General features: G+C 60.4%; 18 protein-coding genes. 8 read left to right on the top strand and 10 right to left on the bottom strand.

From position 1 onward, the window contains the following. Nucleotides 1-3: 3 nt before the first annotated feature. Nucleotides 4-1194, bottom strand: a complete 1191-nt coding sequence (locus ACI6S0_RS17275; RefSeq protein ID WP_004208812.1) for a zinc-dependent alcohol dehydrogenase — start codon at nucleotides 1192-1194, stop codon at nucleotides 4-6. Continuing rightward, complete coding sequence (locus ACI6S0_RS17270) at nucleotides 1194-1769, bottom strand: SRPBCC family protein (RefSeq protein ID WP_048938098.1); 576 nt, start codon at nucleotides 1767-1769, stop codon at nucleotides 1194-1196. Before ACI6S0_RS17270 ends, ACI6S0_RS17275 begins: the two co-directional genes overlap by 1 nt. A gap of 255 nt (nucleotides 1770-2024) precedes the next feature. Here ACI6S0_RS17270 and ACI6S0_RS17265 point away from each other — a divergent pair, with 255 nt between their 5' ends. After that, nucleotides 2025-2711 carry a DUF6766 family protein gene (locus ACI6S0_RS17265; RefSeq protein ID WP_234415710.1) on the top strand — a complete coding sequence of 229 codons (687 nt, stop codon included), beginning with the start codon at nucleotides 2025-2027 and terminating at the stop codon, nucleotides 2709-2711. Between the two features lie 133 nt (nucleotides 2712-2844). Here the strand turns inward: ACI6S0_RS17265 and ACI6S0_RS17260 are convergent, their stop codons facing one another. Both ACI6S0_RS17260 and ACI6S0_RS17255 read right to left on the bottom strand, forming a co-directional pair. Next, nucleotides 2845-3744, bottom strand: a complete 900-nt coding sequence (locus ACI6S0_RS17260) for an NAD(P)H-hydrate dehydratase (RefSeq protein WP_080993609.1) — start codon at nucleotides 3742-3744, stop codon at nucleotides 2845-2847. Beyond that, complete coding sequence (locus tag ACI6S0_RS17255; protein ID WP_048938096.1) at nucleotides 3741-4505, bottom strand: histidine phosphatase family protein; 765 nt, start codon at nucleotides 4503-4505, stop codon at nucleotides 3741-3743. Before ACI6S0_RS17255 ends, ACI6S0_RS17260 begins: the two co-directional genes overlap by 4 nt. 145 nt (nucleotides 4506-4650) lie before the next feature. On the opposite strand from ACI6S0_RS17255, the gene ACI6S0_RS17250 reads away from it, so the two are divergent. The 3 genes from ACI6S0_RS17250 (at nucleotide 4651) to ACI6S0_RS17240 (ending at nucleotide 6123) form a co-directional block, all read left to right on the top strand. After that, entirely contained in the window at nucleotides 4651-4860 is a 210-nt protein-coding gene (locus ACI6S0_RS17250; protein ID WP_048938095.1) for a hypothetical protein, read from the top strand. A 274-nt stretch (nucleotides 4861-5134) separates the two neighbouring features. Continuing rightward, on the top strand, nucleotides 5135-5878 hold the full coding sequence (locus ACI6S0_RS17245) for a Crp/Fnr family transcriptional regulator (RefSeq protein WP_313041288.1): 744 nt from the start codon (nucleotides 5135-5137) through the stop codon (nucleotides 5876-5878). A gap of 56 nt (nucleotides 5879-5934) precedes the next feature. Next, the gene (locus ACI6S0_RS17240) at nucleotides 5935-6123 is read left to right on the top strand and encodes a hypothetical protein (RefSeq protein ID WP_048938094.1); all 189 of its coding nucleotides are present in this window, start codon (nucleotides 5935-5937) and stop codon (nucleotides 6121-6123) included. 25 nt (nucleotides 6124-6148) lie between these two features. Here the strand turns inward: ACI6S0_RS17240 and ACI6S0_RS17235 are convergent, their stop codons facing one another. From ACI6S0_RS17235 to traA, 3 genes are all read right to left on the bottom strand, one after another. Then, nucleotides 6149-7021, bottom strand: a complete 873-nt coding sequence (locus ACI6S0_RS17235; protein WP_159078563.1) for a Crp/Fnr family transcriptional regulator — start codon at nucleotides 7019-7021, stop codon at nucleotides 6149-6151. Nucleotides 7022-7312: 291 nt separating this feature from the next. Further along, entirely contained in the window at nucleotides 7313-7882 is a 570-nt protein-coding gene (locus tag ACI6S0_RS17230) for a DUF6118 family protein (protein ID WP_048938092.1), read from the bottom strand. Nucleotides 7883-7891: 9 nt separating this feature from the next. After that, a complete protein-coding gene (gene traA, locus ACI6S0_RS17225; RefSeq protein ID WP_434403727.1) occupies nucleotides 7892-10789 on the bottom strand; it encodes a Ti-type conjugative transfer relaxase TraA in 2898 nt (965 codons plus the stop codon). Between the two features lie 171 nt (nucleotides 10790-10960). Between traA and ACI6S0_RS17220 the strand changes: the two genes are divergently transcribed. Continuing rightward, on the top strand, nucleotides 10961-11287 hold the full coding sequence (locus tag ACI6S0_RS17220; RefSeq protein WP_107917547.1) for a conjugal transfer protein TraD: 327 nt from the start codon (nucleotides 10961-10963) through the stop codon (nucleotides 11285-11287). Beyond that, nucleotides 11193-11528, top strand: a complete 336-nt coding sequence (locus tag ACI6S0_RS17215; protein ID WP_434403726.1) for a conjugal transfer protein TraD — start codon at nucleotides 11193-11195, stop codon at nucleotides 11526-11528. The genes ACI6S0_RS17220 and ACI6S0_RS17215 overlap by 95 nt, the downstream gene beginning before the upstream one ends. On the opposite strand, the gene ACI6S0_RS17210 is transcribed toward ACI6S0_RS17215, so the two are convergent. The 3 genes from ACI6S0_RS17210 to ACI6S0_RS17200 are packed head-to-tail and all read right to left on the bottom strand — an operon-like array spanning nucleotide 11529 to nucleotide 13648. After that, nucleotides 11529-12458 carry a HEPN domain-containing protein gene (locus tag ACI6S0_RS17210; protein ID WP_048938924.1) on the bottom strand — a complete coding sequence of 310 codons (930 nt, stop codon included), beginning with the start codon at nucleotides 12456-12458 and terminating at the stop codon, nucleotides 11529-11531. A 60-nt stretch (nucleotides 12459-12518) separates the two neighbouring features. Then, nucleotides 12519-12767 (bottom strand): sigma factor-like helix-turn-helix DNA-binding protein, encoded by a 249-nt coding sequence (locus ACI6S0_RS17205; protein ID WP_048938925.1) that lies wholly within the window; start codon nucleotides 12765-12767, stop codon nucleotides 12519-12521. After that, on the bottom strand, nucleotides 12764-13648 hold the full coding sequence (locus ACI6S0_RS17200; RefSeq protein WP_048938926.1) for an ArdC family protein: 885 nt from the start codon (nucleotides 13646-13648) through the stop codon (nucleotides 12764-12766). The genes ACI6S0_RS17205 and ACI6S0_RS17200 overlap by 4 nt, the downstream gene beginning before the upstream one ends. Nucleotides 13649-14158: 510 nt before the next feature. Here ACI6S0_RS17200 and ACI6S0_RS17195 point away from each other — a divergent pair. Further along, nucleotides 14159-14392, top strand: coding sequence for a helix-turn-helix transcriptional regulator (locus ACI6S0_RS17195; protein ID WP_048938927.1), 234 nt, complete (start codon nucleotides 14159-14161; stop codon nucleotides 14390-14392). A 215-nt stretch (nucleotides 14393-14607) separates the two neighbouring features. Beyond that, a complete protein-coding gene (locus ACI6S0_RS17190) occupies nucleotides 14608-15411 on the top strand; it encodes a fructosamine kinase family protein (protein ID WP_048938970.1) in 804 nt (267 codons plus the stop codon). The last annotated feature ends 195 nt before the right edge of the window (nucleotides 15412-15606 follow it).

The following is a 15606-nucleotide window of genomic DNA, read 5'->3' as shown; positions in this document are numbered from 1 at the left end:
TCCTCACGCCGCAACGCGATCAAAAGCGGGCTTCAGCACGATCTTGGTCACCTCATTCTGCTGATCGTGGAACATCTTGTAGCCTTTGGGAGCATCCTCCAGCCCCATGCGGTGCGAGATGAGGAAGGTCGTATCGATCTTCCCTTCGACGATCGCATTCAGAAGCGCGGGCATGTAATGCTGGACGCTGGTCTGGCCGGTCTTGAGCGTCAGCCCCTTCTCCATGAAGGCGCCCAGAGGGAATTTATCGACAAAGCCGCCATAAACGGCTGGCATGGAGACGCGTCCACCCTTGCGGCAGGCATGGATCGCCTGTCGGATCGAATGGGTTCTGTCGGTGCCAAGGAACATCGATGCCTTAATCTGATCGACCACATTGTCGAGGAAGAACCCGTGCGCTTCGAGGCCAACGGCGTCGATGACTGCGTCGGGACCGATGCCGCCAGTCATCTCCATCAGCGCCTCATATGTCTTCGTTTCTTCATAGTTGATGGTTTCCGCGCCGAAGCGCTTCGCTAGCTCAAGGCGATGAGGAAAATGGTCGATCGCGATCACCCGATGCGCGCCCATCAGGAAGGCGGACTGGACCGCGAAAAGGCCGACCGGTCCGCAGCCCCAGACCGCGACGGTGTCGCCCGGCTCGATGTCGGCATATTCGGCCGCTTGCCACCCGGTTGGGAGAATATCGGAGAGGAACAGGACCTGGTCATCTTCCAGCCCATCGGGAACAACTATCGGCCCGACGTCGGAAAATGGCACACGGACATATTCGGCCTGCCCACCTGCATAGCCGCCGGTCAGATGGCTGTAGCCGAACAGTCCGGACATTGGTTGGCCATACATTTCCTGGCCGATATCCTGATTGTCGGCGGGATTGCCGTTATCGCAGGCGGAATATTGATGCTTGCCGCAATGGTAGCAGTTCCCGCAGGCGATGGTGAAAGGCACCACGACCCGCTGTCCCTTCTTCAACGTCGATTTTGCACCGGTCTCGACCACTTCGCCCATGAACTCATGGCCGAGTATGTCGCCGGCTTTCATGGTCGGGATGTAGCCATCGTATAGATGCAGGTCCGAACCGCATATTGCGGTCGAACTAATCTTGATGATGGCATCGCGCGGATTGAGGATTTCAGGGTCGTCGACGGTATCGACGCGGACATCATGCTTGCCGTGCCAAGTGAGCGCGCGCATCAGTTCTTCTCCTCGGCAAATTGCTGTGCAGTACGGGCGGCAGTGGCGACCTCGCCGGTTTCCATGAGCTGTTTGAACCGCCGCAGATCGCGCCGTGCCTGAATGGCCGGTTCGCGCTGGAACATCTTGGCGACGATTTTGCCGATGAACCCGGCGGGCGGATCATAGGCGATGGTGGCCGTGACGATTGTGCCGCGTTCGCCCGCGTCGCGAAATTCGATGCGACCGCTATTGGTGACGTCAGCGCCTTCGACAGAAGCCCAGGCGATCAGTTCACCGTCAATCTCTTCGGTGATAATAGCGTCCCATTCTACGACCTTTCCCGCCGGCGCCTTGACGACCCAGTGGGAGCGGTCAGTGGCAAGAATTTCCACGCGCTCCACATTATCCATGAAGCTGGGCAGCTGGGTGAAGTCGCGCCAATAGGCAAAGAGGTCGGCGCGAGGGCGGTTGATGGTGACGGACTTGCCGCTATAGCTTTCATGGCCCGCCCCCTCGATAGCTGTTGCGGCCTCCTTTTTCTGCTCGATCGACTTTGCAGCGGTCGCATCGGCATCGTCTGTCGCATGGCTCATGGGTATAGCTCCTTGGACATAGGAAAATAGGTTGCGCCAGCATGAGGGCGCAGCAAAGGCGATCCTTGGTCTCGCCGCTACTCAACGCGACTGCCGCAGCAATAGACCCATAGCGCCGGGATAAATCTTATTGATGGAGATCAGTGTTGGTGCCGCAGCGGGTGCCGGGGTCCGCGATAAATGGATTGGTAAGGCGCTTCTGGCGCGAATACCTGTCACCTGCTTTAGGAACGGACGTTAGCAAGAGCCGTTAGCTTGAACGTCCTCAACTCGTCCGATTGGAAAATGGTCATGCTGCGAAACAACGGACTGACGCTCGTCTTGCTGTTGTTGTTTGGTATAAGCATCATAGGACAGTGGATCGCCGGCTGGCATGTTCAGATTGAGGATGCGCGCCGCCATGGTGAGCAGGCGCTAGCACTCAGCGCCTACAGCTTGAGCCCCGAATTTCTCTCAAGCGTCTTTGAAAATTGGGAGAGCGAGTTCCTTCAGATGTCAGCCTATGTAGTGTTGACCGCTTTTCTCATCCAGCGCGGTTCGGCGGAGTCCAAGGACCCGGACGGCCCGCCGCGAGACGCAGACCTTGACCTCCAGGCCAGCAAGCCCGGTGCACCTAGAATCTTGCGATGGGGACCAATTTGGCGCGCTCTCTACGCGCAGTCGCTCGGTTTGACTCTGGCTGCCCTCTTTATTGCTTCGTTCGTCATCCACTGGACACAAAGCGCCAAGGTCGCGGCGCAAGAGGCCATCGCGCACGGAGAAAAACCACTGGAGACATTGGCCTATCTTGGCGACGCACAACTCTGGTTTGAATCCTTCCAGAATTGGCAGAGTGAATTTCTCTCGACGGCCGTCCTTGTGTTTCTCTCGATCTTCCTGCGGCAGCGAGAGTCGCCCGAATCCAAGGCTGTTGCGGCGCCCCATAACCAAACCGGAGAATAGCCTTCTGCGGATCGGCCGCAGTCCAGAACTTTTTCCTTTGCTGCGATTATTCAGCTAAAACCCCTATGCCAGCGCGTACGCTTTCGCGAGCGATCACCCCAGGGGAGCAGCAGAATAGCCGAACCGGATGCCATCACCTTGCGGACGTCTTAGCAACCTGTTCATCTATTATCGAAGGAATAAGCGGCAGAAGCTCCCGCGCAAGAAAACCGATCTGTCCAACCTTCTTCGCCAGGATCGTTCCAGCGCGACCGTGAATCCACACCCCCCAGGCGGCTGCCGTGAGCGGAGAGGCGCCACGCGCAGCAAGGCCACCGACAAGACCGGCGAGTACATCTCCCGAGCCACCTGTGCCAAGCCCAACACAACCGCCAGTGTAGGCGAGACATTCTCCCTCAGGGGATGCCAAGTGGCTTCTACCGCCCTTGAGCAGAATAACAGCATTCCAGCGAGCAGCCATTTCGATGGCAACTGAAGCGGGGTCCGCTTCAACCGCTTCTATAGACAAGCCGCTTAAAGCAGCCATTTCACCATGATGCGGGGTGAGAATGACATTTTTCCCGTGCAATCGAGACTGATCGAGCTTGCGCAGCGCGACGAGAGCGGCGGCATCCAGGATGAGACAAACAGGAAAGTCGAGGCGAGCGAGCATATTTTCGATGAATGCCTGGGTGCTTACTGAGGTGCTCATGCCTGGTCCCAGAACAAGAGTGTCGCAGTTTGCCATTCGCGTCACGAGCATTTCTGCGGCCTCTGGCGCGATTTCCCCATTTTTGTCGGCAGGCAGGGCAATCGTGGCAGCCTCGGGAACTAACACGCCCAGAGAGAGTGCGGAGGATTGCACCGTTGCCAGTTGGAGCTTTCCTGCGCCGGCGCGCAAGGCGGCTTCGCCAGTAAGGCGAAGGGCGCCTGGCACGAATTCAGCGCCTCCGACCACGAGAACACGGCCGCGGCCATTCTTATCGGCGCCATGCTCAATGGCCGGCAGGAGGTGCCGTAGAAGCCATGCTTCGTCGAGCGCGTCGCAAGTCATCCGCGAGCGCCCGCGATGGCATCGGGCGCGCGGGTGACAAGCATGTCTTCCTGTTCGACCGGGGCAGTCACATTGTAACGAATGAGGGATAGCCCACCACGCTTGCCTTTGCCCTCATCAAACTGATATTCGGTGATGGCACAATTGGCGACGTCTGCCTCACGATCAATCTGTAGTATCTCGGCCTCGGTCATCCCTTCGATGATATAGCGCAGACACAGCACTACCACCTGGTGGGTGAAGACCATTACATGCCGGTCAGCATGATGCAGCGCGATCGTATCCATAACTGATCGCAAGCGTAGTATGACGTCACACCAGCTCTCGCCACCTGGCGGACGATGATAAAATTTCCCCAGGATACTGCGAAACTCGGCCTGCTGCGGTTCAATGCTACGTATTCCTGTAGCGGTTAGCCCGTCGAGGATCCCGAATTCCTTTTCCCGCAGCCGTTCATCAAAAAGAATTTCGATGTCGTCCTCGCAGCCTCCGGCGCAACGGAAAAGATCCGCGGTCTGGCAAGCGCGCCGATAGGGCGATGCGAGGAGTACATCCGGACGCGCACCGATTGTCCGTGTGGAATACCAGCGACCGAGCGCGCGAGCCTGATCGCATCCAAGGTCGCTCAAAGGTACGTCGGCATCGCGATCCGACAAATTTATGCGTTCGATATCAGCCTGCATGGCAGCGTCGCGTGCGACATTGCCTGCACTCTGGCCATGACGAACAATCGTCAAGGTCCTGGGCCAATGCATCTGCATCACCGCGTTTCTCCTTTGCCCAGAAATGGATGGGCGGCGCAAATGATCCCGCTTCCTGCGCAGCAGGAGATTGGGATCGCGGATATTTCCTGGCGGCATCGTGTTGAAGCCAGTGAGAGGAGCCGGGAAAGGCCAGGTATTTCAGATGCGTGATGATGTCGAAGCACTGACGCTGATGGCGGAGGAGATTGCCCTCCTAAGGGATCTCGCCAGACAAAATATGAGCGATCCAAGCTGGGTGCTGGTGCGCGCCTGTGCTGAACATATGAACGATATCATGGACCATTTCACACAGGATGAAAGCCATATGCGGGGAGAAATGCCCTGGTGGCGCCAATTTCAAGAAAGGTCCTGATCATGCTGGATCGTGAGTTTCTCAGTACGCGCTTTCGAAATAGCAGCTAGCATCTTCCAAATTGGGAACGATGCCTGGCATATTGATCGAAATCAGGGCTGTGGACCTAATGCGTGATCGGAGGAATTCGCGCGCTTGAAGCCTGCAGAGCGGATCGGATAAACTGCATCAATCGCATTGAACTTTCGGTGAAAAATGCTGGCTTTTGACTGATCCTTGTAAGTGCGCTTGGTTAGCGAATGGCGGATGGACACTCCGGACCTTCGGAGAGATCATGCTGCCACCTTATCATCGCCTTGAAGAATTCGTGCCTCTCACGCCTGCGGAAACTCGGATCGCAGAAGGGTGGACGAGCAGCAAGCGGTCCGTAAAGCGGCGTCATATCATCCGCCGAGAAGGCGACCAGGTTGCCGGCGTCTTCTTCCTTCTGGCGGGGTGGGTCGGCTCCTCTGTGATGCTGCGCGACGGTCGTCGGCAAATTGTCAAAGTGCATCTGCCGGGCGACATGCTCGGCTTCCCCAGCCTTTCCCTCGTCCATGCTGGCGAAACGCTGGAAGCCCTTACAGATGCAGTTATTTGCCCTATCCCAAATGCCGCCATCGGCAAATTGCTGATGGACAATCCGCGTCTTGCTACAGGCCTGTTCCTCAGCACGCAGAAGGAGCGAGTAGCGCTCATGCAGAAACTGTCCTGGCTGGGCGCGACCTCCGCGCTCGAGCGGATGGTAGCGTTTCTCCTTGACCTGTATGATCGGGCGAAATCGTCAGGACTGGCGAAGGAAAACCGGTTCGAGGTCCCCCTCACACAGCAACAACTCGGTGAACTGCTTGGTTTGACTGCTGTGCATGTCAATCGGACCTTGAAGCGATTGGATAGCAGCGGATTGCTCGAGCGGCGCAAGGCGCTGGTGAGGCTTATCGATATTGAGGGCCTGCAGAAAATGACGGCGAATATTCCACCATGCTTCGCCCATCATGATGCATGGGTCCGGCTAGGGAGTCCGTCATCAGATGCATGATAGACATCCGATAGAGCAATCGCCGCCAAAGGAGAATCAATGGCGCCATTGTAGGTTTGGCCGACCCCAGCGCCAATGGCGCTGATTCAGTCCGGCTTGGGTTTGAGCTCAAGCATTTCGACACGCCGGATTTTTGCGAACCGATAACGCCGATCATCCTCACGGGCCGATCATTCATGGGCGAGACAATAATGGTCAAACCGCGCGATAGCAGCGGCGACGCAGGCATCGTCGCTTCGATTTGATTGCGCACGCCGCCACGAGGTCAGCCTATGCCAAAGATTCCAATGTCGCATCGCTCAGATGCTCCGGACGGTCAGACGGATAATCGTCGGAAAGCCTCAGATGGAAATAATTCGGGTCGAAGCCGCAACTTTGACGCAGAGCCCTAACATCAGGGACGAAGAGCTGGCCGTTGGCCATTTCGATCAAGCCTTCCTTGCGCATTCGTTGAAGCATGCGGTTGACATGCACAGCAGTCAGCCCGCTAGCATCGGCGAGATCTTCCTGAGTAAGCGGTAATGCGAGGGGGGCGCTCCCAAGCCCGATTAGTTGTGATCGAAAGTGCAGTTCGCACAGGAGATGCGCAACCGCCTCAAAGGCATTGCGCCGGCCGCTATTGACCAGCCATTGCCTCAAAATGGCTTCGTCCACCAAAGTGGCTCTCCAGAAGGCACGAGCGAGTGTGGCCGACACTTTGGTGATGCGGTCTATTTCCTCGTTGGCAACATAGGCGATCCGGCAATTTGTCACGGCCAGAATGGCGTGGTCCATTGCATGGAGCAGGGTGGCGTGTAGATCGCAAAAGTCGCCTGGAAGCATGAAAGCCGTGATACGCCGTGAACCGTCTTTCAAAATTTTGTAACGAGCGGCCCAGCCCTCTACGACCAGATGGAGGAATTCGGGCGAGTCACCGTCCGAAATAATGTCCCTTCTTCGTGGCACCGAACGAATATCGCTGCAGGCTGACAGGATCATCTCCTTCTCAACCTTGTCCAGGGGCTCGACCAGTTCGAGTTTGCGGATGACGTGCGGGCTCACGGTGACTCCCTCCATTTTAATAATTTCCCGCTCTGCATGTCTTACGCCGCGATCCGCCACGTCGGGCAAAAAGGTCGATAAGCCGTGGTTATTTCGAGCCATCCGATCCTGCATCGCGGTCGGTAATATCTAAGGCCGACAAATTGCTCGTTGCCTGGCAATGATCCTCTTTTGGAACGCCTATCGATTTTGTTGTCGATCGCCTGGGACGGTCGAACGGCTGGACTGAAATCGGTCAATCTCACTGTCTATTGCGTTCAGGATGGATGTCTCAGTCAGCCTTTTCCTTACGGCAAAAATGGGAGGGTGAATGAATGTTCGCCGCCGAGGTTGGCATCCACGCCGTCAACTGACGGAAACAGACGCAATGCAGCTCACGCGACGACCATAGCCCTATCGCCGCGCCTCATCTTTCGACGCCGTAATAATCATCCGCCGGCCGGCTTCCTTCTGCTCCATGCCCATCATGCGAGACGCCATCCATTCGGGCACATGCCAACTCACCGGTAACGACCGGGCTATGGCACCGGGCAGGATCGACCAAAGCAGAATACCCAGCAGGATCCCGCCAAGGCCAAACCATATCACCTGACGCTCCTGCTCGGCCGCACCGCGTCCGCGCGCTACCATCGCGTCCATGTGCCAAGCCAAGTTCGAAAGCCGGTCCTGCGCTTGACGCAGCATCGTTCGGTCTTCCGCCCTTGCCGTTTGCGCAGATGCGATGATCCGCTCCACCAGCGCTTCTGGCGTCATCTCCATGGCCGGACGGCTCTGGATCATGTCGAGCCTGTGCGCATGCACGCCGAGCGATTTGTTGATCTGCGCCAACGTCGCGCTGTAATCGGGTATCTTCTCTCGCGCGGCGGTGAGGCCTTCAAGTGCGTGACGGAGCAGGCTCAGTTCCCGGCGCACAGCGTCAAAAGCTACCGCGGGATCATCTTCGAGGGGGGCTGTTTGGGTCATGATTGGAGCCTAGAGCCCAAGGCCGCGGCCTAGCGAGCGTCCGAGATGCCGCTGGAGATCCTGCGACAGCGATTGGCCGCTTTGGAAGGACAGACCGAGCTCTTTGGTGCGATTGCGCAGCAGCGACTCCAGCTGTGGATCGCGCTCCAGCCCCTTGGCCATGCCCGCCATCGCCTCACGCACCTTCCCGCTTGCGCTATGGTCGCCACTGCGGCTGAGCGCCTGTCGCTGGCTGTCGCTGCTTTGCCAATCGGCAATGAAGCGGTCTGCCCGCTGCTGGCCAGCGACACGCATGTCCCGCTCCACCTGCATCTGCCTGATGGCATTGCCGCTATGCCCGGTGGCCGCTTCATGGATGAGCCCGCGGTCCTTGCCAAAGGCAGCGCTCAGATCCTGCGATGCCTGGGGGCGCAGCGCATCGAGCGCGTCGCGCGCCCGCTGGGCAGCCTGTTGCTGCTCGATCAGCGGCTCATAGCCCTGGGCGCGCATGGCCTGCTCTTGCTGCAAGGCCTTGGCATAGTCCTGAACCGCCTTGTCGAACGAGGGCATGGCCGGTCGCCGGTCCAGCGGCGCGGCATTGAGCTTCAGCCCGGCGAAGATACTGCGCTTTGGCTGAAGCGGGGGCTCGGCCTGGGGTTGGACCTGATGCGGTGGCTGGACCTGATGGGGTGGCTGTGGCTCGGGTTGGGGCTGGGCCAGGCTCGCCGCCTCCGGCGCGCGCCCATAGTCCGATGCCATATCCTTGCCACGCTCGCGCTCGAGCGTGCGCACGAGCTTGCCCTGATTGGCAAAGTCATCCTTGCCATAATGGAGATTGACGGTTTCGCGGTGACGCGAGAGCGCGACATAGCTGGCATGGCGATCGAGCCCTGGGGTTGCCAGCACATGCACCTTGTCCACCGTCATGCCCTGCGCCTTGTGGATGGTGGCGGCATAGCCATGATCGATATGGGCATAATGTTTGGTGTCGAAGCCCACCTGGCGCCCATCATCGAGCGATACCCGCACATGCGCCTTGTCGACATGGTCGATGGTGCCGAGCGTTCCATTCTTCACCCCAAGGCTGCGCTCATTCTTGAGGAACATGATCCTGTCCCCGTCGGCAAAGCTTCGCGCGCCGCGCTCGACAGTGAGGCTGACATCCCTGCCCAGTTCCCCTGACCGCTGCAGTTGCTCGCGCGCCGCCTCGTTGAGGCTGCGCACCTCGTCATTGGTGTGGGTAAGGATGATGCGGCTGGCCATTGGGTCGGCGATGCGATCGCGGTCCCACCGCTCGATGAGGTCACGCCGCGCATCCTCGCGCGTCTCGGCGGCATGGACATGGCCATGGTCGCCATAGGCGGTGATCGCCTCTTGGGTGCGACCGGTCGCCAGCGCCCTGGTCGCCTCGCGCTGCCAGTCGTGCGCCTGCCGGCGGATCGAGCTGATCTCGACGCTGCCATGGCGCTCGGCAATAGCGCGGAACGAGGCGCCGGCCTCGATCGCCTGCAGCTGCTGGGGATCGCCAACCAGCACGACCTTGGCACCATGCGCCTCCGCTTCCTGGAACACTCTCTCCATCTGCCGCGTGCCGATCATCCCGGCCTCGTCGACCACCAGGATCGACCTGTCGGTCAGACGCTCGCGATCCTGCGCCCATTGATGCTCCAGGCTGGCGATCGTGCGCGAGGCTATGCCCGACCCGCTTTCCAGATTTTCCGCAGCGATGCCCGAGAGCGCAGCACCGCGAACATCATAGCCGGCCCGCTCCCATGCATCGCGCGCCACGCCCAGCATCGCGCTCTTGCCGGTGCCGGCATAGCCGATGACATTGCTCAGCCCCTTGGCACTGGTCACATGCTCGAGCGCGCCACGCTGTTCGGCCGAGAGGTCGAGCCCGCTTGCGCTGGCCTGTGCCAGCGCCCGTTCGACATGGCGATCGGCCAGCCCATGATGGCGCCGCGCGTCGAGCGTGGCGGTGGCCTTTTCGAGCCGCTGTTCGGTCTCCAGCATCGCGCGGGAGGTGAACCGCGCCTCCCCTCGCCCATCCTTGCCCAGCGCCACCAGATCGGGCGAGGCTTTGACCGCCGCCATCACCCGATCAAATTGCTCCTTCCCCTCGCTATGGCGGTGAACGAACATGGCAAGATCACGAGTGGTGAAGGTCGCCTGGTTATGGGTGATGCCATCGAGCGCAATGCCCGGATTGGTGAGGATCTTCTCGCCATTGGAGCGGGCGATCTCATGATGCTCTTCGATCCGCTCGCTGGCCTGGCCCGCTTCCCCCATGCGCGCCGCAGCCGGGCCGATCTTGTGCTGGGGCTCCAGATCAATGCCCTGGGCTTCCAGGCTGCGATGATCGATGCGTGCATCGATATCTAGAGCAGCCAGGCGCTCGTTCACATGCTCCGCCCAGGCCTCGCGCCAATGGCTGAGAAGCTGCGTGCTGTTCCAGTCGCGCACCTTGGCGCCAAATCCCTCTGGCGTCACTTCGCGCAAGGTCAGCATCACATGGGCATGGGGCTTGGCCAGTCCATCGGCGCCGATATCCCAATGGACATTGAGATCGGCGACCATGCCGACATCGACGAACTCGCGTTGGACGAAGTCGCGGGCAAGGGCGATGCCCTCAGCCTGCGACATTTCTCGGGGGATGGCGAATTCCACTTCACGCGCCAGCTGCGCGTCCTTGCGGATCTCGGCGGCCTCGACATCATTCCACAGCTGCTCGCGATCGCGCCATTGCTCTGGCGCGCCATCGGGCAGCATCACTTCGCTGTGGACGACGCCGGCCTTGTTGGAGAAGTCATGATCGCGCCCGAACAGCATATCGAACAGCGAGGAGCCTGAGCGATAGGCGGCCGAGGCGACCGCCGAGCGGCCGGCGGCGCGCGAGATGACTTTGACCGAGAGATGGTAGATCGCCATGACGGCCCACCATTTACACCTAAAGCAGCACGTCGGCACGACGTATAAGCGCGCCCTCAAAAGATTTCATCAGTTTCGGGATGACGAGATCCCAGGAAATTCCAGCGCATTGTGACTGATCGAGACGGTCGATAACGCCGGGGTCTGACACCAACAGCGAGGCCATATTCCATGCGCAGACCACGGGACTATGACGCAGAGCTCAAGGCTCTCACCGACAAGGCACGACAACTTAAAGCCCGCAAGCAGAGCCAGCTGGGCGAACTGGTGATGGCGACCGGGGCCGATGGGCTCAGCGCCGAGGAACTGGCCGGCGCATTGCTTGCCGCTGCCAGCACAACCGAAGCACCAAGGCGGGAGGCGTGGCGCAAACGGGGAGCCGCCTTCTTTTCAGGACAGCGGCATGATGCTGGGTCAGGCGCTGGCGACAAGCCGGGCAGCGCTGCGCCGGGTGACGGTCGCGCGCCATCGCCTGCAGCTGAGCCAGGCGCGACATGATCGGCGGGACTGGCAGATGAAGCGGCGCGAGCGCACCCGGCATCTGATTGAGCTCGGCGGTCTGGTCGTGAAGGCTGAGCTGGTCACACTCACTGATGATGATCGCGCGGTGATGCTCGGGCTGCTTGGCGAAGCGGCAGCGCGGCTGCGCACTGATGAGCGCGAACAGTTGTTGCTGCTCTGGCGCCGACGGGGGCAGCGCATGTTTGCGACCGATGCATTGGCTGGAAAGCCCGAATGATCAGGCGATAACGCCGGCGGTGCGCTTCAGTTCGGCGATGCGTTCAGCGCACACTTCATGCACGACGCGGCCCAGTTCCTCGACCTGCTTCCCCAGCCAGCTCAGCTCCGTTTCGCTGATCTTGTAATGCTTGGAATAGCGGGCCTTCACATAGGCCTCCTTGAGCTTCTCGAACCGCGCTCGATCCACATGGCGCTCGCTCGGCCAGACATAGGCCAGCCGCCGATCGATCCGCTCTGCCTGGGTGCGCAGGAAAGCGAGATTGTGAACGTGCGGCGTGTAGAAGGTGCAAACCAGCAATACGCAGTGATAGAGCCTTTCAGCTGCCTGATGTAGGTCGAAAGCTGCGATATTAGGTGCGCCATCCGCTACTGCATGCTGATATTGTCGGAAGAACTGCCCCCCAGTCGGAAACCACTCGTCGAAATATTCCTGCGCCATGGCCAGCGCCTTGTCCGGCGTCTTGGGCTTTGGCGTGTGCAGTTCCTTGTCGTCGCTCTCGTAAAGGGCGATGCCATCCTTCGCCACGTCCATGAAGAAATAGCGGCCATGGGCGAGGCCATCATTCACTTCCTGGAGGGTGTGGACGATGAAATTGACCGGGGTCTTGAGCGTGGCGGTGATGCCATATTCGCGCATCAGCCGCTCATCGACCCCAAGCCAATATTTGACGCGATCGGTCAGCCGCTGGTCGTTGACGATGATCAGGAGATCATAGTCGGATTTATAACCCTTGGCGGTGTGCGGCTCGTCGACCCAACCGCCACGGGCATAGCTGCCATAGAGGATGATCTTCTGGATGCGGCCCTTCTTGCGCCAAGCCTGGGTGGCGAGCGCCAGCCCGTCCTCAAATTCCTCGAAGATGATCTGCACGACGCGCGCCAGTTCGCGCTGCTTGTCGGCGGGAAGATGATCGAGATCGTTACGCATGGCATAGCCACCCTGTCGGACCGATCGCCCGATGGCAAGCCATCGGGCGCGGCGGGTTGATCATAGACGATGGGAAAGCCGTCGCCACCAGGGCTCGGGCTCGTACAAGGTCCGCAGGAAAATGTGCAGTGCTGCGGCAAATTCGGCCTCGACCTGCTCCGCGCTGATGCCATGCCGTTCGGCAAGCTGGGCATAGCTTAGATCCTCCATCCGGATATCGAAGAAGATGGTGCGCTGAAGGACGGTCATGCGGCGGAGCGACCGGCGCCCGCGCCGCAGGAAGACGCGCAGGGGAAGCTTGTCGGTCATGCCGCTGCCCCTCTGGCCAGGAGATAATCGGCCGCCTTGCTGGCCGCGCTTGCCGCCTTGAAGATCGCCCGCTCATCCTCGCGCAGGACGGCAAGCCAGGAGCCGATATAGTCGCTATGCCGGACGGTGGGCACGATCCCCAGCGACGCGCAGGTAAAAGCGCTGGCCATCTCGGCGACCAGTTCCTCTTTTGCATAGAGCGCCGTACCGAACCCGCCCGACTGATCGCGCGCCAACCGGCTGCGATGGCCCGACCAATGACCCATCTCGTGAAGTGCCGTGCGAAACCAATTGATGGGCTCATGAAAGGCCGCCTGAGGCGGCACCGCGACATAATCACCGGACGGGGAATAATAGGCTTCGCCCCCGCCGATGCGAAAGTCCGCGCCGCTGTTTCGGATCAGGCTGTCGGCCTGGGCGATCGACACCAGTGGCCCTGGTAGTTCAGGCACATGGGACAGGTCTTCGGGTAGCCCCTCGCACTGGTCGACGTTGAAGACGGTAAAGCGCTTGAGGAACGCAATCGACCGTGCCTCGCGATCCTCTTGGCCCGCGCGCTCTTCCTCGGCCTTGGGAGTGAACCGATCCGCATAGCAGATGACGCTGCCCTTCTCGCCCTTGCGGACATGGCCGCCAGCCGCCTCGGCCTGCCTATAGGTGAGCCAGCGCTGCCCGGTAAAGCCACGCTCGATCACGGTCGCCCACAGGATCAGGATGTTGATGCCCGAGTAGCGCCGCCCGGTGACGGCATTTTGCGGTATGGTGCAGGGACAGGCGCTGCTGTCCCATGGCTTCACCCAGGGAAGATGCCCTGCTTCCAGTTCCGCGATGATCCGGGAGGTGACTTCGCCATAGATGCTCTGGCGCTCAATGTTACCCATGCCCTTTCTCCTGCCTCTCCAGCACCGGCCGCCGGAATGGCGGGGGCGGGCGGCAAGGAGGCGCACGGCAGGCCCGTGCCCATGAGGCGGGCTGCACCCGCAGGGCCGTAACGCGAGAGGAGGAGCCGGCGCAGCCGGCTTGCGGCCCGCCGGCACGGGCCTAGAGAAAGCCGACGCCCACCCCCGTCATTCTGGCGGCCCCAGACAAACCGGCGTCAGCGTGGCGCAGCCGCGCTGGCCGCAGCAAGCAGTCCAAAAGGCTGCGATGCGTCAGCGATCATCGCCCGACAGGGACGAGACAAGCGCAGCGCCGACTCGGTGGAGCGAAGCGGAGCAGAGCGCAGTCCGCCACAGGCGGAGACGCCCGTTCCCATCTCCTGTTCTACGCCAGCTTACGCCAGATCATGACATAGCCCGCCAGACAGGGCTCAGTCCCTTGCCTCCGACCCAGCTCGTACCGAGGCTCATCGCAAAGGGGATCAGACTTATCCACAGCAGCAAGGACCAGCCATGACCACGACCCCGATCGACCGCATCCTTCGGCTCAACACCGTCCTCGACCGGACCGGCCTCAGCCGCGCGACCCTCTATCGCAAGGTTCAGGCCGGCACCTTTCCCAAACAGATCAGGATTGCCACCCGCTGCATGGGCTGGCGCGAATCCGCCATCAACGACTGGGTGCGCAATCCCATGTTCTGGACGGTCGAGGATGCCGACAAGCGGCAAAGGACATCGTCATTGTAAAGTCATCGACACGCACCATATCCAGTCTGTCGCTCCTTCCCCCCTTGGGGCGGCACCTCCCTGAACTATGGCCCCGCCGTGGAGATGTCTCCGGCGGGGCTGCTTTTATCGACGCCGCCTCATCTTGCCCCTGCCTGGCGCCTGTCTCCAGTCTTGCCATGAGCATGCAGAAATCCGATCGGTGCATGCTTGATGGGGGACAGGGGCAAAGCAGCATGAGAGCGATATTCACCGAGGCGGCATCATTGCTGGGTCGCCATGTGGAAAGCGTCACGCGCGTTGCAGGCGGCGATCTTTCCTTCGTTGCGCGCCTTTCCCTGTCAGGCGGTGATAATGTCATCGCCAAGCGGAGCGACAGGGTTGTCGAGGAAGCCCGCATGCTCGCAGCGATCGCGGCGACCGGCACGGCGGTCCCGCAGATATTGGCAGTCCAGGATGATCTTCTGCTGCTTGAAGACCTGCCCTCGAGCGGTCGGCTCGCCCGGAACTGGGCGCATCTTGCCGAACTGCTCGATCATCTCCATGCCCCGAGCCAGGCGGCCTATGGTTGGGATCGCGATTACGGCTTTGGCGATGTGCCGATCCTCAATGGCCGATCCGACAACTGGGTCACCTTCTGGGCGGAGAAACGCCTGCGCTGCCATGTCCCGCATCTCAGTGCCCAGCTGGCCCATCGCGTCGAGCGGCTCGCCGATCGCCTTGGCGAGCACATACCCAATCGCCCGCCCTCAGCCCTCCTCCATGGCGATCTATGGGGTGGCAATATCCTTGTCGGCCACGACCAGATCAGCGGGCTGATCGACCCTGCATGCTATCATGGCGACCGCGAGGTCGATCTTGCAATGCTGGGGCTGTTCGACCAGCCGCCACAGATATTCTACGATGCCTGCGGCCTAGCTCAGGGCTGGGAAGAGCGCCAGCCCGTCTATCGGCTGTGGCCGCTGCTCGTCCATGTCCGGCTCTTTGGCGGCACATATCATCAGCAGGCTGGGGCATGCCTCGAGCAGCTGGGCCTCTGACAGGCCCGCATCCTCCTCAATTGCGTAAGGCGCAATCGCACTCCAGCCTTTGTCAATTGGCAGGACAGCGCTACCCAACCATAGAGGCCCTGCCTTTCAGGCATCCTCTCCTAAAACTCATCGGCCGGTCTTCTGATCGGCCTTTTTTTGTCTGGCTCAGCGTTGACGAGAGGCGCTTTCGTGATCGTCATGTAA

It is taken from the genome of Sphingobium sp. DN12 (assembly GCF_051058005.1).
GTDB classification, from domain to species: Bacteria; Pseudomonadota; Alphaproteobacteria; order Sphingomonadales; family Sphingomonadaceae; genus Sphingobium; species Sphingobium yanoikuyae.
The sequence above is the reverse complement of the archived record's forward strand: the minus strand, read 5'-3'. Positions and strand labels throughout refer to the sequence as shown.

Bases quoted from the DNA above. Each gene is read 5' to 3' on its own strand.
- ACI6S0_RS17200 (WP_048938926.1), bottom strand. From the start codon at position 13,648: ATGGGTAACATTGAGCGCCAGAGCATCTATGGCGAAGTCACCTCCCGG.
- ACI6S0_RS17210 (WP_048938924.1), bottom strand. From the start codon at position 12,458: ATGCGTAACGATCTCGATCATCTTCCCGCCGACAAGCAGCGCGAACTG.
- ACI6S0_RS17260 (WP_080993609.1), bottom strand. From the start codon at position 3,744: ATGACTTGCGACGCGCTCGACGAAGCATGGCTTCTACGGCACCTCCTG.
- ACI6S0_RS17255 (WP_048938096.1), bottom strand. From the start codon at position 4,505: ATGCAGATGCATTGGCCCAGGACCTTGACGATTGTTCGTCATGGCCAG.
- ACI6S0_RS17245 (WP_313041288.1), top strand. From the start codon at position 5,135: ATGCTGCCACCTTATCATCGCCTTGAAGAATTCGTGCCTCTCACGCCT.
- ACI6S0_RS17190 (WP_048938970.1), top strand. From the start codon at position 14,608: ATGAGAGCGATATTCACCGAGGCGGCATCATTGCTGGGTCGCCATGTG.
- ACI6S0_RS17220 (WP_107917547.1), top strand. From the start codon at position 10,961: ATGCGCAGACCACGGGACTATGACGCAGAGCTCAAGGCTCTCACCGAC.
- ACI6S0_RS17270 (WP_048938098.1), bottom strand. From the start codon at position 1,769: ATGAGCCATGCGACAGACGATGCCGATGCGACCGCTGCAAAGTCGATC.
- ACI6S0_RS17230 (WP_048938092.1), bottom strand. From the start codon at position 7,882: ATGACCCAAACAGCCCCCCTCGAAGATGATCCCGCGGTAGCTTTTGAC.
- ACI6S0_RS17235 (WP_159078563.1), bottom strand. From the start codon at position 7,021: ATGGCTCGAAATAACCACGGCTTATCGACCTTTTTGCCCGACGTGGCG.
- ACI6S0_RS17195 (WP_048938927.1), top strand. From the start codon at position 14,159: ATGACCACGACCCCGATCGACCGCATCCTTCGGCTCAACACCGTCCTC.
- ACI6S0_RS17205 (WP_048938925.1), bottom strand. From the start codon at position 12,767: ATGACCGACAAGCTTCCCCTGCGCGTCTTCCTGCGGCGCGGGCGCCGG.
- ACI6S0_RS17215 (WP_434403726.1), top strand. From the start codon at position 11,193: ATGATGCTGGGTCAGGCGCTGGCGACAAGCCGGGCAGCGCTGCGCCGG.
- ACI6S0_RS17275 (WP_004208812.1), bottom strand. From the start codon at position 1,194: ATGCGCGCGCTCACTTGGCACGGCAAGCATGATGTCCGCGTCGATACC.
- traA (WP_434403727.1), bottom strand. From the start codon at position 10,789: ATGGCGATCTACCATCTCTCGGTCAAAGTCATCTCGCGCGCCGCCGGC.
- ACI6S0_RS17250 (WP_048938095.1), top strand. From the start codon at position 4,651: ATGCGTGATGATGTCGAAGCACTGACGCTGATGGCGGAGGAGATTGCC.